The organism is Vibrio sp. 10N.286.51.E5, from assembly GCF_041469125.1.
Lineage (GTDB): Bacteria > Pseudomonadota > Gammaproteobacteria > Enterobacterales > Vibrionaceae > Vibrio > Vibrio crassostreae_C.
Genome location: NZ_JBFRJZ010000097.1, coordinates 1 through 15475, shown reverse-complemented (window position 1 = coordinate 15475; position 15475 = coordinate 1). Strand labels below are relative to the sequence as shown.

At 43.0% G+C, this 15475-nt stretch carries 15 protein-coding genes and 2 pseudogenes; 5 read left to right on the top strand and 12 right to left on the bottom strand.

Annotated features, from left to right (window positions below; genetic code table 11):
• The coding region (locus AB4161_RS22015; RefSeq protein ID WP_372084308.1) for a putative oxygenase MesX at positions 1-819 on the top strand (819 nt) is incomplete at its 5' end.
• A gap of 45 nt (positions 820-864) precedes the next feature.
• Complete coding sequence (locus tag AB4161_RS22010; protein WP_017062410.1) at positions 865-1893, top strand: methionine synthase; 1029 nt, start codon at positions 865-867, stop codon at positions 1891-1893.
• 211 nt (positions 1894-2104) lie between these two features.
• On the opposite strand, the gene AB4161_RS22005 is transcribed toward AB4161_RS22010, so the two are convergent.
• The 9 genes from AB4161_RS22005 to AB4161_RS21965 all read right to left on the bottom strand — a co-directional run bounded on the left by AB4161_RS22005 (position 2105) and on the right by AB4161_RS21965 (position 8323).
• The gene (locus AB4161_RS22005) at positions 2105-2506 is read right to left on the bottom strand and encodes a hypothetical protein (RefSeq protein ID WP_017062409.1); all 402 of its coding nucleotides are present in this window, start codon (positions 2504-2506) and stop codon (positions 2105-2107) included.
• Positions 2499-2948, bottom strand: coding sequence for an N-acetyltransferase (locus tag AB4161_RS22000; protein ID WP_102319734.1), 450 nt, complete (start codon positions 2946-2948; stop codon positions 2499-2501). The genes AB4161_RS22005 and AB4161_RS22000 overlap by 8 nt, the downstream gene beginning before the upstream one ends.
• Positions 2949-3027: 79 nt before the next feature.
• Positions 3028-3606 carry a DJ-1/PfpI family protein gene (locus tag AB4161_RS21995; protein ID WP_102319733.1) on the bottom strand — a complete coding sequence of 193 codons (579 nt, stop codon included), beginning with the start codon at positions 3604-3606 and terminating at the stop codon, positions 3028-3030.
• Positions 3607-3681: 75 nt separating this feature from the next.
• Complete coding sequence (locus tag AB4161_RS21990) at positions 3682-3894, bottom strand: hypothetical protein (RefSeq protein ID WP_017070650.1); 213 nt, start codon at positions 3892-3894, stop codon at positions 3682-3684.
• A 220-nt stretch (positions 3895-4114) separates the two neighbouring features.
• Positions 4115-4615: an opioid growth factor receptor-related protein gene (locus tag AB4161_RS21985; RefSeq protein WP_372084306.1), complete on the bottom strand. Its 501-nt coding sequence runs from the start codon at positions 4613-4615 to the stop codon at positions 4115-4117.
• Positions 4616-4768: 153 nt separating this feature from the next.
• Positions 4769-4927 (bottom strand): hypothetical protein, encoded by a 159-nt coding sequence (locus AB4161_RS21980; RefSeq protein ID WP_372084304.1) that lies wholly within the window; start codon positions 4925-4927, stop codon positions 4769-4771.
• A 155-nt stretch (positions 4928-5082) separates the two neighbouring features.
• Complete coding sequence (locus AB4161_RS21975; RefSeq protein WP_017070648.1) at positions 5083-5556, bottom strand: response regulator; 474 nt, start codon at positions 5554-5556, stop codon at positions 5083-5085.
• Complete coding sequence (locus AB4161_RS21970; protein ID WP_017069973.1) at positions 5543-6898, bottom strand: ATP-binding protein; 1356 nt, start codon at positions 6896-6898, stop codon at positions 5543-5545. The genes AB4161_RS21975 and AB4161_RS21970 overlap by 14 nt, the downstream gene beginning before the upstream one ends.
• A gap of 6 nt (positions 6899-6904) precedes the next feature.
• On the bottom strand, positions 6905-8323 hold the full coding sequence (locus AB4161_RS21965; protein WP_065584131.1) for a DASS family sodium-coupled anion symporter: 1419 nt from the start codon (positions 8321-8323) through the stop codon (positions 6905-6907).
• Positions 8324-8807: 484 nt separating this feature from the next.
• Between AB4161_RS21965 and AB4161_RS21960 the strand changes: the two genes are divergently transcribed.
• Both AB4161_RS21960 and AB4161_RS21955 read left to right on the top strand, forming a co-directional pair.
• On the top strand, positions 8808-11825 hold the full coding sequence (locus tag AB4161_RS21960; RefSeq protein ID WP_102398281.1) for an EAL domain-containing protein: 3018 nt from the start codon (positions 8808-8810) through the stop codon (positions 11823-11825).
• Positions 11826-11947: 122 nt separating this feature from the next.
• A pseudogene (locus tag AB4161_RS21955) lies at positions 11948-12058 on the top strand (DUF3103 family protein); the annotation flags it as partial.
• Between the two features lie 146 nt (positions 12059-12204).
• Here the strand turns inward: AB4161_RS21955 and AB4161_RS21950 are convergent.
• Both AB4161_RS21950 and AB4161_RS21945 read right to left on the bottom strand, forming a co-directional pair.
• The gene (locus AB4161_RS21950) at positions 12205-12522 is read right to left on the bottom strand and encodes a Dabb family protein (protein ID WP_372084301.1); all 318 of its coding nucleotides are present in this window, start codon (positions 12520-12522) and stop codon (positions 12205-12207) included.
• A 214-nt stretch (positions 12523-12736) separates the two neighbouring features.
• Positions 12737-12976: a hypothetical protein gene (locus AB4161_RS21945; protein ID WP_017069969.1), complete on the bottom strand. Its 240-nt coding sequence runs from the start codon at positions 12974-12976 to the stop codon at positions 12737-12739.
• An 81-nt stretch (positions 12977-13057) separates the two neighbouring features.
• Between AB4161_RS21945 and AB4161_RS21940 the strand changes: the two are divergent.
• Positions 13058-13168: pseudogene (locus AB4161_RS21940) on the top strand (LysR family transcriptional regulator); the annotation flags it as partial.
• A 127-nt stretch (positions 13169-13295) separates the two neighbouring features.
• On the opposite strand, the gene tnaA reads toward AB4161_RS21940, so the two are convergent.
• Positions 13296-14768, bottom strand: a complete 1473-nt coding sequence (tnaA, locus tag AB4161_RS21935) for a tryptophanase (RefSeq protein ID WP_372084299.1) — start codon at positions 14766-14768, stop codon at positions 13296-13298.
• Positions 14769-15475 lie beyond the last annotated feature (707 nt).

Sequence of the window (15475 nt, the reverse complement as noted above, 5' to 3'; positions counted from 1 at the left end):
AAAGTGCGATCCCGCCCTGGGGATAACCCTAAGGGCGACCGCTACTCTGTTGAGCTTGAAATCATTTCTGTTGATATGGATATTGAAAGCAACGGCGAAGCATTCCCTTCAATTGAAGTGCTGAAAACCAATATTGTAGACCGTAAAACTAACGAGCGTATTGAAGGCATTATCGGAAATAACTTCTCTTCTTATGTTCGAGATTATGACTTTAGCGTACGTCTATTGGATCATAATAAAGGCCAAGATAAATTCAGCATTCCAGAAGATTTTGGTGACTTACACGGTAAGCTTTTTAAATATTTCGTTAACTCTGACGCTTACAAAAAGAACTTTAATAAACGACCTGTTATTTGCTTAAGCGTGTCAGATAATAAAACCTATTACCGCACTGAAAACCAACACCCAGTATTAGGTTTTGAATACCAACCGAATGAGTCTTCTTTAACTGAACAATATTTCAAAAAGATGGGCTTACAGGTTCGTTATTTCATGCCGCCTAACAGTGTTGCACCTTTGGCCTTCTATTTCTTTGGTGATCTGCTGAACGATTACTCTAACCTAGAGCTTATCAGCACCATCAGTACCATGGGTACGTTCCAGAAGATCTACCGACCTGAGATTTACAACGCGAACGCGGTTGCGGGTAACTGTTACCAACCAAACTTGAAAAACTTGGATCACTCGCTGACTCAAATCGTGTACGACCGTGAAGAACGAAGCCAGCTAGCTGTTGAACAAGGTAAATTCGCAGAAGAGAAGTTCATTAAGCCATACCAATCAGTTCTAGAGAACTGGTCGGCAAATTACGCACTTTAATCGTCTATTGCGCTCTCAAACCACCCAAGGATAGGCAATATTATTATGAAAACACTATTACCGACTTCAACAGCGGGCAGCTTGCCGAAACCGTCTTGGCTTGCACAACCAGAGACGCTTTGGTCGCCATGGAAACTTCAAGGCGATGAACTCACAGACGGTAAACAAGATGCGCTGCGTGTCTCTCTGCACGAGCAACAGCAAGCAGGCATTGATATTGTGAGTGACGGCGAACAAACACGTCAACACTTTGTAACGACCTTCATTGAACACCTGAATGGCGTTGATTTTGAAAAGCGTGAAACCGTTAAAATCCGCGACCGTTACGATGCGAGTGTACCGACGGTTGTAGGCCCAGTTTCTCGTCAGAAATCTGTGTTTGTTGAAGATGCGAAGTTCTTACGTCAGCAAACCGACCAACCGATCAAATGGGCTCTGCCGGGGCCTATGACCATGATTGATACACTTTACGATGCGCATTACCAAAGCCGTGAAAAACTGGCGTGGGAATTTGCAAAGATCCTCAACGAAGAAGCCAAAGAACTTGAAGCGGCAGGCGTGGATATTATTCAGTTCGATGAACCTGCGTTTAACGTGTTTTTTGATGAAGTGAACAATTGGGGAATCGCTTGTTTGGAAAGAGCCATTGAAGGGCTTAAGTGCGAAACAGCAGTCCATATTTGTTATGGCTACGGCATTAAAGCGAATACGGATTGGAAAAAGACATTAGGCACCGAGTGGCGCCAATACGAAGAAGTCTTCCCTAAGCTGCAGCAATCGAATATCGACATTATCTCTTTAGAGTGTCACAACTCTCATGTACCTCTTGAGCTGCTTGAGCTCGTACGAGGCAAGAAAGTAATGGTCGGTGCGATTGATGTTGCAACCGATTCGATTGAAACACCGGAAGAAGTGGCTAGCACTCTACGTGAAACACTTAAGTACGTTGATGCCGACAAGCTCTACCCTTGCACCAACTGCGGCATGGCTCCCCTACCTCGCGAGATAGCCTCAGCGAAGCTTAATGCGCTAAGTGCTGGCGCAGAGATCGTTCGTAAAGAGCTTTCAGCGTAACGCTTTCCTAAAGAACAAAAACTATGCCTTTAAGCCTAAGTATCATATTGATGCTTAGGCTTTTTGTTATGTGAGTTAATGAGCTTTACGCGCTGCTTACCAGGTTTTATCTAGGTCTTGAGCATATAAAGAGATCGCTCGTTGGTACTCTTTAATCGCATCGCTATTCGTCGTGGAAACTAAAAGCTCAAGTAACAGCGATGTCGCTTCTTTATGGCGACCTAGTTCGACACGCTAACATACGGCTCCATTCTTCTTTGCTCATTGCGCCTTTAGAAAGGTAAATATTGTGTTTCTGCATTGCACCTTTCGTGTATGAAAGCTTGATGAATGAGCCAATTTCAAACGGAAGAAAGCTACGCTGTAAAGTCACATCACAAGCAACGCCATTTAAACGTACATGACCGTTCGTGATTTCAAACGAGCTATCGCGAAGCTTCCACCACAACATTAGAATTTTTATTAATGGAGGAACACAAATTATCAGCCCTATGGTTAGCAGCGATGAACGATCACCGTCTGATATCCAATAGACAAGACCTAGTGCAATAACAATAAACAGCAACTCTGAAAATAAGTATTTAACAAAATTTAGTTGGATACGGTTATCCATGACACTCTCTCAATGATGACCCTAAAGGCAGCTCCATTTCAACGAGCCCTTTCACTTCAGACAACTGAGTAAAACCTTTTGATTGATAAAGCTTAATGGCGGGGTTCTCACTGAACACGCGCAACACTAACTGAGCCGATGCTTGATTGTTCGCATGTTCAATAGCCAAATCGAGACACTTAGAGCCAAAACCTTGACCTTGACAGTCAGCTAATATCTGCAAGTCCCTAAGAAACGTTGTACCACTAGCGTAACTGAAGCGAACAACACCAATACGGCGATCCCCCACATAAATTTCATAGTTATCCAGCTCACCCCAGCTGCGTAAAAACTGACTATGACCCCAAGCGATGCCACGAGCCTGATAGTAACTCGCCATATTCGTTTTGGTGATCGATTCAGCGAACTTAGGGTCTGAGGCTTTGACTAACCTTACTTCCATACTCTGTCCTTGTTTTAAATCACACCTGAGTACGGCATTGAAAAATGCCAAATATGTTGAATCATTTTAGAAGGGTTAGTTATGTACATTCATGCCAACTGTACTCCATTTGACGCGCTACTTTCGAGGAAAATTGCAGACCGTAATGTACTGATACTAAATGTAAGCTCATATCTATACCTGCAGAAATCCCTCCAGAAGTTGTAAATTTGCCTGATGTCACCCATCGTTTATCACTGATCACATCTAAACATGGAAACTGTAACGCTAAGTCAGAAATATCTTCCCAATGAGTAGTGACTGCTAATCCCTCAAGTAAACCAGCTTTAGCCAAAAGAAACGCACCAGTACAAACAGACGCTACTTGCGAGGCTGAACCTGAAACAGAAGCTAACCAATCGAGTACATTTCGTTTGTTCATTTCGTCAGTGTGCACACCACCAACGACCATTAACAAATCTATCTCTGGATGATTTTGTATCGAGTAGTCAGCCAGAACTTTAAACCCACCACGGGCAACAACTGGCTCGGCGTGCTGAGAAACCATGAATACATTTAGATCTTCAGCACCTAAGCGCTTTGCCGTACTAAAGACTTCAAATGGCCCAGAGAAGTCGAGAACTTCTGCTTGATTATAAATATAAATTCCGATGTTCATTGCACCTCCATGTACAACTTCATTAATAATTAGAATTTACCATAAACATCTTGTTCGGCTAATTCATACAACCCATTAAGGATTCTTAACTTTACCCATTTTAGTCAGGATGCCTTTGCCCTTCTCATAAACAAGAGATAAACCAAAGTAGACTGAAACCCACAAGACAAAATCAAGAGCGGCTAACTTGATATCAAGTGGATCTGAAAAGATGTTATAGGTGTGCCCAAACTTTGCTTCAATTGATTTAACTAAAATCACTGTAACGATAAAAATCACAATCCTCATGGGTTTTCCTATCTATATCTTTAAACTAAATCGTACACATGCGTGTGGAAATTGTTTAAGTTATTCCAAGTATATAATGCGTTTACGGCCCTACATGTCATTGGCTTTTTCTATAAACCAAGTGCCTTTACACGGCCATTGGTTAAATGCCAACGACCATCAAATCTATTGCTACTGTCATGTGCTGAAAGTCGATAATCCCATTGGCTATTGCGGACTTCTAACCATTTAACGCATTACGCCAATATTGCACCGTTTTATCAGAGACAGAACCGGTTTCGTTCGCTGCTGCGATCAAGAAGCCACATAAGTTGGTTGCAACTTCCTCATTGCCCAACAAATATAAACTGCGAATGGCTCGCGTTAACCTTAGCTGGTTATGGTCATGATTCTTTAACCATACGTGATTAGCCGGGCTAAGTGGTAACGATGAAGATATTTCACTCCCGTTTCGCTGCATACCCCAAAACTCAAGCATCAGGTCAAGCACTTGTAGATGAGCTGTGCGGAGCGCTTCTGAATTAGCAAAAAGCACCTTATCTTCTTGAGTAACCAACGGGGTATGTTGATTAAACTTAGTCCCCTCATCTATTGGGAAGAACACTTGAATGTACTTATGGTCATGCTCCAACCAAAAATGATTGTAAGCCAATAACTGTTCTATATTTCGACCAAATTTATCCGGCGCTTCACCAGATATAAAGCGAGCAATCTCACTCATTTTAAAATCCTACTGACTATAAACCCCCACTTGTGGGCGAATGCATTATTACGCAGTAAGCCGTGAAAAGCCTAGTCCTTTACGTTGTAAGTACCGATTTGGCTTAGAACTCCACGTCCCACGCGTTAGGAATCACTTTTGAATAATTTCGACTTACTTTTCTAACAAACGACACGGGAACTCTGCGACCCATTTTAGCTCTGCTGCATGTTCAGGGAATCGTTCTTGAAGAAGACACAATGCATCTGTTGGTCTTGGTCTGGCGTAGCGTATGAGTTTTAGACTTAAGCCAGCAACCAGTGTGTTAATCACTGAGTACTAAAACCTGAACGACCAAAAGAGATAGGTAATATAGGCACCGAAAGATTAGATCTTTCAAAGAAAAAAACCTTCAGAAAGCGTCCTTCGGTGCATATGATTTCAAGCGACTGACATAAATGACTGGCGTAAGTCGCTAACATAAAAGACTAGCGTAAGCGTCTCAACACAACCTGCTGGTCGAGCTCATTCTGATAGTCTGTGTAATCAAGTCCTTGATCAAATATATACTCAGTGACAAGGGTACGAATGCACTCAACCAATGTGCTTGCTTGCCAAGGCTTTTCAAAGTAACGGTCGATGCCTGCTGCATTAATCGCATTGATGGTATCAGTATGAGTGGCCTGCCCCGTAAGAAGAATTTTCTTGGTATTCGGAAAGCGACTGTCATGGAACACTTCAGTGAGTAACTCCACACCCGTTTTCCCTGGCATCACATGATCAGACACGATGACGGTAATGTGTTCGCCTTCTGCGTCAAGTTCATCAATGAGATCAAGCACTTCTTGCGCTGATTCACAATCTTCAATATTCAGCCAACTCGCCAGCGGCTCTAAATCTTGTATCACTGCGCTCAGTACTTCTCTCTGGTCATCGACACAGATTAAATTAAGCTTCTCCATGTTCACCCTCTATTGGTAACTTGATTCTAAATACCGTTTTAGAAGCATCACTTTTCACAATAATACTTCCGCCATAACCTGCCACAATCCGCTTAACTACTGATAAACCCAAGCCCAATCCAAACGATAAACCACCTTTTTTAGTGGTGAAGTTGGGCTGAAATACCTTTCTACGAGTCGCCTCGTCTATCTCAGGGCCGTTATTCGCGATCGTAACTAATATCCTTTTCTTACTTAATCTGGTTTGAATCTCTATTGCGGCATCGTCTGAATTCGACATTGCATCACAAGCATTCTTTACAATGTTGACCCAAATCTGAACGAGCTCTGTTTTCGAGCCTTTAAAAGACGGTAAATCCGCAGGGCTCAATCGCACAGACACTCTACGTAACTCACTTTGTAGCAACGATAAGGCATGGTTAATGGAGTCGTTAATATCAACCGCTTCTTCGGTGTCGATATCAACTCTGCCAAGTTGTTTAACCGATTTTACGATGCCGACGGTGTGTCTAGATGCCAAACGCAAATCATGTAAATCACAGCCCATCTGCCAAAAACGAATCGCTTCTTCTGGTTTTTTCAGCCAATGCTTTGAAATAACGTCTGTTGCAGATAAAGCATCAATTGGAATCGCCTTTGCAAGAGAGCGAGCAATGTTTTTGTCTAAACCATATTTTCTTTCAAATTGTCGCCCACGTGTTCGTGCTTCTGACGACGACGTTTTCTGACCATGCATTAACCCAAAATCGAAAAATTGACTGGCTTCTGGATGCACTTCTTCAAGCAGATCCATGATGACCGTTTCAAGTCGACCAGATTTACTATTTACGACACCAATAGCGTTGTTAAGCTCATGAGCAATCCCTGCAGCCAATTGACCCAAGGTCGTCATTTGCTCAGCAGTATGTAACTTCTCTAGCGCTTTTTGTTTCGCTATCGCTTCTTGTGTTGCGCGGCGTTGACGACGCGACAACTCATTGACAATTACAGGTGTGAACTGTGCGGTAAGAGGACCAAATTTACGTTCATCTTCTGCAGGCGTGTCTTTATCGATCCACGCTAACTCAACATCGGTTTTAGCAACAACCGTTGAAGATGCTGTCCAATTACCTGAAAAGAAGCTATGAACGCCTATAAAAGCCCCACTACCCGCGCTAAATACTCGCACTTGCGGTGTATTCGCATCGGTATAAAACCCTTCCAGTTCTCCACTAAACACATAATATAAACGAGTGTTTAACGCTGATTGTTCAATAATGGTGTTACCGGCACAGCACGTCACCCGACGTTCTGTTTGGTTAAAATAGCGCTCGATAAGTGCTTCTAGCTTTTGTTGATACACGTATCGTTATCCTATGTGACCAATTGAATGTAGCACCCACACCATAACAAAACTCAGTAGCACACCAACCACACCCAAAATAATACCGATTCTGGCCATTTGATTACTTTGCACATGACCAGTGGCATGAGCCAACGCATTCGGTGGCGTACTGATTGGCAGCGACATACCTAATGAAGCGGCAAAAGTCACAACCAAAATTAACGTTAGCTCACCGCCTAGTGGCGTGAGTGAAGCCATAGACGAACCTAATGCCGCCATAATTGGCATTAACAAGTTAGCCGTTGCGGTATGAGACATAAAGTTTGCCATTACCAAACACAAGAACGCCGCTCCGAACAACACCACATAGGGTGAGTAGCTATCAAACGGAATACTGTGTACCACGAGCTTTGCTAAGCCAGTTTTATCGAGCGCTAAACCAAGCGCAATACCACCTGATACAAGCCACAATACGTCCCAAGAAATTTTCTTCAGGTCTTCTTTATTGATGATCCCTGTGAGTGAGAACACAGCGACAGGAATCAGAGCGACGGTGTAAGAGTTCATGCCATGGCTTGAACCCATTAACCAAAGAATGATGGTCAGCGCAAAAGTGACGTACACCGCAATAGCTTTGGGTGTTTTAAGGAATTTACCTTTAATACTTAGTTCGATTTTCTTTTGGTCAGCTTTGTACATAAAGCCGATTAAAAACCACGCTAACGCCATCATAATAATGACAAACGGCACACCAAATGCCATCCATTCGCCGAACGTAATTAGGTTATCGCCAACTAAATATTTAAGTGCGATAGCGTTCGGAGGGGTACCGATCGGGGTACCAATGCCACCGATGTTAGCGGCAACCGGGATACAAAGCGCAAACGCTACACGACCGGGGTCTTTCGGACCAAACACAGCCAGTACCGGCGTTAAAATAGAGAGCATCATTGCCGTTGTTGCCGTGTTAGACATAAACATCGAAAAGATACCGGTGATCAACATTAAGCCGAGCATCACAAACTTTGGGTCTTGTCCAAATGGCTTCAACAACACGCGAGCTAAGTTTACGTCTAATCGATATTTAGTGGCGGCCATCGCTAAGAAAAAACCGCCTAAAAACAACATGATGATTGGACTAGCGAATGTCGCCATGATATCGCTGTATTTTAACAGCTCACCAAAATGTTCCTCCCCATGCTCAAACCTTAAAAAGATCAGCCCTTTATCCGACAACATCAATAATTGCAGAACGATAATAACAACAGACGTCGCGTAGATCGGGATGGGCTCGAACACCCAGCACAATGCCGCTAATAAAAAGATCGCAATAACGCGTTGTTGAATAATCGTAAGGCCTTCAAATGGAAACGCTGATAGCGGCATGACGAGGATAATGAAAGGAATTAAAATAGGGATAATGTATTTAATATAGGGGCGCATAGCACAAAAACTCTTCCTGAGATAACAACTACTTAGAAATTAGATTTACAGTTCTAATTTAGATCCGACAACGAATTATCGAACTCTCGCCACTATCTCACTCTCGGCTAGATCAATGATTATGTGATCACGATATCCCTTTTTTCGATTCTGTGCGCTACCTCTACGTTTGTATGCCATTTATTGTTGCAATTAAATTCAGGAGAGTGGTTTCTGCGTTTCTAGTCATAATCCGTTCCGGTTATTCTAGGTACTGTCAGAACAGATCAGTCGCTTAAGTCATGTCCATAAATTGAGGACCGCTTCTGAGTAACCTCTCAAATATATGAGTTAGACTTACTCGGATTGTGCGTGGTTTTGCATTTCCTTTTGCCGTAAGTTTATTTTCAAGCTCGCTTAGTAGAGCATGGAAGAAATAATAAAAAGATACCTATTCTCCCCCGAAAACAGTTCTACACAACACAACTTTCGACCGGCTAATAACATGACTATTGTTACATCTAAAAAACGTCCTACCGTTGGCATTGTGCTGCCTATGCTCAGTGGCTTCTACATGGGCGAGCTAAATGCAACCCTTAGAAGGCTTGCGAAAAACCATAAAGTCAATCTGATCTTCATCCGCTCGGGTGAGCGAAGAGATTTTAAACTTCCTATATATTTTAATCATCTCGATGCCCTTGTGGTCGTTCTCCATGCAGCGACAGTAAAGTTGATCGAAGAAGCTATAAACGCAAACATTCCAGTCATTTCTATTGGAGCAAGCTATGCGCCGCTGCCCGTTGAGCAGTATTATAGTGTGCAAAGCGATGGTGTCACTAAGCTCTATGAATGGTTACAAAGTCAAGGACACGAAGAAATCGGCTTTTGTGGCGATCTCACTGTTAATGATATCAGGTCTCGCTTCAAAGCGTACCAACGCACGGTGATTGATCATAAAGGCTCATTCAACCAACGCCATTTCTTCCGCGTGTCGAATTGTTCTCTATCTGGGGGACGAGAAGCCGCAATAGAATTTATACAGCGTAAATCCAAATGCACTGCGGTTATCTGCGCAACTGACCACAATGCTGTAGGTATGATGGAGCAACTGTCTCACAGCAATATCTCGGTACCTGACGATGTCGCCATCGTAGGCATTGATAATATTTTCGTCGGTCAACAATTCAATCCCAAGTTAACAACAGTAGACCAACAGCTTGAGCTTCTAGCGACGCAAGTATTTCACCGCGTGTTGGAACGTATTTCTGGGAAGCCTTTTAATAATGCCAATAATAGTGTCCCGCAAAAGCTCATCGTTCATCAGTCTTGCGGTAACACAAACCCAGATCTCGAACATAAAGAAGATATCAACTCAACTCGCCAAATCCTCTTAAATGTGCAAGGGCGTTCTCCCGCTGAGATATTCGAAAATTTCTATTCACAAGCACAAGGAGGTTTTGACTCAATTAGAGATGCTCAAAGCCTTTACGGAAACAATCTTGACTGGGCCTGTCTCGCTGAGTGTAATTCGGAGCAATACACTATTAGGAAATGGGTAGAAAAAGGCATGACTCAGCCAACTACCCTACCGCAACAAACAGATATTCAAGACGATATTCGCAATTTCCCATTTTTCGAACGCTATGATCATTTCGTTGCTTCCATTCTTCCTATCAACTCAGGGCAAGAAGATCACTGGAAGCTCGTCGCTGTTGTTGATTCATTGCAAGATCACCAAGATATCGGTACACAATCGGTATTCAATAATTATTTAGATATGCTCGCACTGTTCATCGAGCGCGACGAGCTTATCAATACAAGTAACAATCGTCAGAAGAACTCCCAACAGTTGTTGCAACAGCTCAAAGTAGTATCTAACAGCTCAAACGATGGTATCTGGGATTGGGACTTACTAACCAATACTCTTGTCTGGAACAGTCGGTTAACCAAAATGATTGGCTGTCAAGATACCTTTTCTGATCGTAAGTTAGGATGTGACCATCTGTTCCAATATATACACTCAGAAGACTTAGAACTTCTCGAGTCCGCCATTCATAACCACTTAAACGAAGAAGTACCGTTCAAATGTGAATTCAGGATGAAGACGCAACATCGCGGATATATCTGGGTTCATGCCAATGGCTCAGCGGTTCATAATGCAGAAGGGCAGGCTGTGCGCTTCATTGGCTCAATGACGGATGTAACTCAAGAGCGAGAAGATGCGGAAAAGATTCAACACATGGCGTATTATGATGCGCTTACTGGCATCGCTAATCGCCGGAAAATAATGGAAAGCATCGCGCAACACATTGTGAATCGACCTAACCAAAAACGCGCGGTCATGTTGATGGATCTTAACCGTTTTAAGATTATCAACGACTCTTTTGGTCATCACGTCGGTGATGCACTTCTTTGCCACGTGACCAAACATATTCAGAACGTGCTATCAAGTGAACACCTTGTCGCACGTTTGGGAGGTGACGAATTCTTGTTTTTGTGTAATGTCAGTTCCGAAGCAGACATCAACGCACTCGCCACGCAGATTTTAAATGCCGTTCAAAGCCCATTGATCGTTGATGATATTGAGATTATCAGCCAAGGAAGCCTAGGCATCGCTATGTATCCTTATGATGGCGTAAGTGCCGAAGAATTAATTAAGCAGGCCGACATTGCCATGTATCAAGCTAAAAAGCTGGGAGGACAAAGCTATCTCAACTTTCAAAGGTCAATGGCAAAAGAGACGGAAAACATAATCGAAATAGAGCACCAACTCAGTCGTGCCATCGCTCAACAAGAAATAAAGGTGCACTACCAACCTCAATATTGTGGGCAAGATGAAAAGATTACTGCTGTTGAAGCACTAGCAAGATGGGAATCTCCAACATTGGGGGATGTCCCTCCTGACCAGTTTATCGAGGTTGCTGAATCAGCTGGCCTAATCAGCAAGCTTGGTGAATGTATCATTCATCGAGTTTGTAAGGATGTTGAAGGATCTGAATGGCTACAAACCATGAGCCATATTTCCATTAATATCAGTGCAAAACAGCTGATACAGCCTCACTTCGCTCAAGAAATCATTCGAACTATTCGCCAATACCAGCTTCCTTTGACGTTATTCTGTATTGAGATAACCGAGTCAGCAGCAATTGTCGATTACGAGTTATGCATAAACTCACTTAAAGAACTACACGATGTAGGAATTTCTATCTCTCTTGACGATTTTGGCACGGGATTCTCTTCTCTATCTCTACTAAAGCAACTTCCACTAAGTGAAGTAAAGATCGACCGTTCATTTATCTCTGACATAACTCAAGGGCAGACCAACTTAGACTTCGTCAACACTATGATCATGATGGGTAAAAGCTTGGGCTATCGTGTTGTAGCTGAAGGGGTGGAAACTGCTGATCATAACCAACGCCTAAACGGACTGGGGATAGATCTGCTGCAAGGTTATTACTTCAGTAAACCTCGACCATTAAGTGAACTGGAATCAGAAGTGGCTATCAAATTGACTAGAGCTTAACCGTGACACAACGGCATTATTTAAAAGTAATGCCATTCTTATTCACGCTTTGCGTTAACTTTACTGCCTATTGGCAGGTTAACGGAATAAAAATGAGAGTAAACAGTAGATGACATAAAGGTCGTTTAGAACCACAGATAGACCTCGTTGAGATGCCTTATCTGGACTACGACAAACAGACGTACTACCCCAATCAGACAGTTATCTTCTGGCCTCGCTACCGCTGGGGCGCAGGCGGGAATGCTGTCGCATCGTTTGCACCAGTCACTATTTCGCCAACAGAGTAAGTCGTTTCTTATTGAGTTAGGGCTTAATCGCTAGGCCCTAACTCTTCATTATCGAAGGTAAGTAAAACACAAGAGACCTACTCAGAACCTAATTACAGGGAGTAATCAAACACAATGATGTCTTCTAAAAGCGGACGAAACACATCTTTCAGCGCATCATGCTCAGGGTGCAGAAGGTAATTCTGACGGCCTTCTTCATCGGCGAACGTCATTAACACCGAGTGGGTATAACCTTGATTCTTGTTTTCAGGGCTGTCATTTAATCCCCATTCTACTGAAGTGACCCCTTCAACCTTGTTTGGTATCGCTTCAAACAACATCTTTAGTTTTTGAACCTCTGAAGCCTCAGCGTTTTCTTTAAACTTAATCAGTAGAATATGACGAATCATTCCCGTTTCTTTTTGAGTCATTCCTAGTCCTTTCGAGCGTTCGCTTACTGGTTTGTAATGCTTAACCAACACCGAGTCGCGTTCTTAAATTAGAGAACAACAAAATGCCACACGTTACACAACATGCCAAGGCTAGATCGCTAGAGTTTATAAAATACTCCACAACCCAATAACGAAAAATGCTGCACCCGAGGGCCCAGCATTTCTCATGACAATGGTAAGCACATCTTTAACGTTAATCACGACGACCTGTAAGCTGGATCGTTTGGTCTTGATCAACGTTCTTTTGGAATTTTATTCCGCCATTAGCGGCGTCATTTCTTCCTTCAAGCACTGGATCAGATTCAACACGCTCAGCCTTTACTTGATTGCCTTCGCTTCTCATCATATCGAGAGTACTCGCATAAGTACCGTCAGCCGCGAAAGCCGTGTTCATAGATAAAGCCATCAATCCAAGTGCGATTAACTTGTTCATACATCACCTCGTTGTATTTCTAATTCTTTGTTCGTTTGGTATCTGTGTTTTTGTTGGAGTAACTTTAACAATCGAACATGAACCATAGGTGTGAGCTATGTGATGAGCTGCCGCCGCTCGCAAAAAGACGCACCTTTGAATCAGTGGTTATTCCAAATGTTGAAGTCTACCCTGAAAAACAAACAAGCGTAGTTCAGCTTTTAACGGGTTAACTACTTAAAGGCTTAACTGCCTAACTCCCCTACCATCCAAAAAAAGAAAAGGCTCCCGAGGGAGCCTTTGATTATGTTTCTAGTGACTATTCGCTTATGTTTTTATTTTAAAATGCTTCTTCGAGCGTTTGTTCATTCTTTTTTTCTGTCTGTTTTTCAACGGTTTCAACCTCTTTCAAGCGCGCAGTGAAGTGTCTTAACACCGGCGGCTCGTAGGTAAAATCGAGCCCTTTCACTTGTCCTGCATTCTCTTTCACTTTTTCGAATGCTTCGATAATGAAGTCCATGTGTGTTTGTGTGTAGGTCGCGCGAGGAATGGTAAGGCGCAACAACTCAGCAGGACATGGGTGTTGTTCACCTGTTGCTGGGTCGCGTCCTTGCAGCAAAGACCCAATCTCAACCGCTCTGATACCCGCGACTTTATAGAGTTCGCACGCCAAAGCATGTGCGGGAAACTGACCAGCCGGGATATGAGGCAGCAATTTACCCGCATCGACAAACGCAGCATGACCGCCCGCTTGCTGACACACGATACCCATCGCTTCTAAGCCATCAACAAGGTATTGAACCTGACCAATACGGTACTCTAACCAATCTTGGCGCATGCCGTCATAAAGACCAACCGCAAGGCGCTCCATCGCACCACCCTCTAAGCCACCATAGGTTGGGAAACCTTCCTGCACGACACACAAGGTTCGACACTCTGTATACACATCCATGAAAGAGTCGTCTTTAAAGCATAACAAGCCGCCCATTTGTACCATCGCATCTTTCTTGGCAGACATGGCTAAACCATCCGCGTATTTGTATGACTCACGCGTGATCTGTTCGATAGTCCAATCTTGATAACCGGCTTCACGCTGCTGGATGAAGTAGGCATTTTCAGCGTAGCGAGCAGAGTCCATGATCACTGGAATATCGTACTTCTGAGCGATTTCGTATACGGCTTTGAGGTTAGCGATCGAAACAGGTTGTCCACCAGCCGAGTTACAAGTAATAGTGCTCACGATGTAAGGAACGTTGGCCGCGCCCGCTTCTAAGATAGCTTCTTCCAATTTGACGATATCGAAGTTGCCTTTGAAGTCGGAATTCACTGAGGTGTCGAACGCTTCTTTGGTATAAACGTTCTTCGCCACGCAGCAATTTACTTGAGTGTGGCCTTGCGTGGTATCAAAGAAGTAGTTCGACAAGGCGACCATTTTACTACGATCCAACCCCTTCTCCATTTCACGCTTCTTGATCAGAACCGGAATGTAAATCTGCTCTGCGCCACGCCCTTGGTGAGTAGGAATAGTCAGCTCATAGCCGAAGATATCTTTCACCGCATTCGACAGTGCATAGTAACTGCGACTGCCGCTGTAGGCTTCATCACCCATCAACATCGCTGCTTGCATACGTTGTGTGATTGAACCCGTACCGCTGTCGGTCAGCAAATCGATGAACACATCATCACTGTCGAGCAAAAATGGGTTCATGCCCGCGTCGACAATGGCTTGTTCACGATAGGCGCGAGTTGTTCTTTTTACTGGCTCTACAACACGAATACGAAACGGTTCTGGTAGATGTTTGAAGTTTTCCATAATAATACCTTTCAATACATTCCGATCAGGTCGAAATCTATTTTATTTAGATGTCACGAATCCTCACCATTAAATTATTAGTTCCGTATAAATACACACAGAAAATTAACAGTGAAAATAAAAAATTAAATAATGACTTATTAATCAAACCTAAACTGAGGCTGAGATAATTAGCGAGAACGACAAAACAACGAATATTCTGCACGAAATAATAAGTGCGATATTCATGAGTTCAAAGGTTATCAAAGCTGCTGATAGGTAAACAAAGCATGCTGCTTTGCTGGCGCGTGACGCCTAGAGGGTACTACTCTGAAGAAAGGCGGAACGAGAGCTGGTGATCTAAGGTATACCAAGCTAACAAGGTTAGCCATGTTGTTGATTGCCATTTCAGATACATGTTCACAATATATCCCTACGTTGAAATCAAGATGATCCGAAATTTAAATATAGTGCAATTGTTTTATAAATACAGCTTAGAAAAGTATAAATGTGATCAACATTTAGAATGATAATTAAATACGATAGCATCGTTATATAAACTGTGAATCACATCCGTTTATATACTATTAAACTAGTTCAGCGAGTTACTTAATAATATCGAATCTCTTTTAAACTCAATACATCTCTAATAAGGGGCGAAGATGGCTGTTTTCTAAAAAGCTGTCTTCTAGAGAGCTACTGAGCTTACATAGACAGAACCTTAAGCA

Excerpts from the sequence above, each read along its gene's own strand:
- AB4161_RS21975 (WP_017070648.1), bottom strand. The coding sequence starts at position 5,556 with ATGGAGAAGCTTAATTTAATCTGTGTCGATGACCAGAGAGAAGTACTG.
- AB4161_RS21960 (WP_102398281.1), top strand. The coding sequence starts at position 8,808 with ATGACTATTGTTACATCTAAAAAACGTCCTACCGTTGGCATTGTGCTG.
- AB4161_RS21950 (WP_372084301.1), bottom strand. The coding sequence starts at position 12,522 with ATGACTCAAAAAGAAACGGGAATGATTCGTCATATTCTACTGATTAAG.
- AB4161_RS22000 (WP_102319734.1), bottom strand. The coding sequence starts at position 2,948 with ATGGAAGTAAGGTTAGTCAAAGCCTCAGACCCTAAGTTCGCTGAATCG.
- AB4161_RS22005 (WP_017062409.1), bottom strand. The coding sequence starts at position 2,506 with ATGGATAACCGTATCCAACTAAATTTTGTTAAATACTTATTTTCAGAG.
- tnaA (WP_372084299.1), bottom strand. The coding sequence starts at position 14,768 with ATGGAAAACTTCAAACATCTACCAGAACCGTTTCGTATTCGTGTTGTA.
- AB4161_RS21945 (WP_017069969.1), bottom strand. The coding sequence starts at position 12,976 with ATGAACAAGTTAATCGCACTTGGATTGATGGCTTTATCTATGAACACG.
- AB4161_RS21985 (WP_372084306.1), bottom strand. The coding sequence starts at position 4,615 with ATGAGTGAGATTGCTCGCTTTATATCTGGTGAAGCGCCGGATAAATTT.
- AB4161_RS21965 (WP_065584131.1), bottom strand. The coding sequence starts at position 8,323 with ATGCGCCCCTATATTAAATACATTATCCCTATTTTAATTCCTTTCATT.
- AB4161_RS21995 (WP_102319733.1), bottom strand. The coding sequence starts at position 3,606 with ATGAACATCGGAATTTATATTTATAATCAAGCAGAAGTTCTCGACTTC.
- AB4161_RS21990 (WP_017070650.1), bottom strand. The coding sequence starts at position 3,894 with ATGAGGATTGTGATTTTTATCGTTACAGTGATTTTAGTTAAATCAATT.
- AB4161_RS22010 (WP_017062410.1), top strand. The coding sequence starts at position 865 with ATGAAAACACTATTACCGACTTCAACAGCGGGCAGCTTGCCGAAACCG.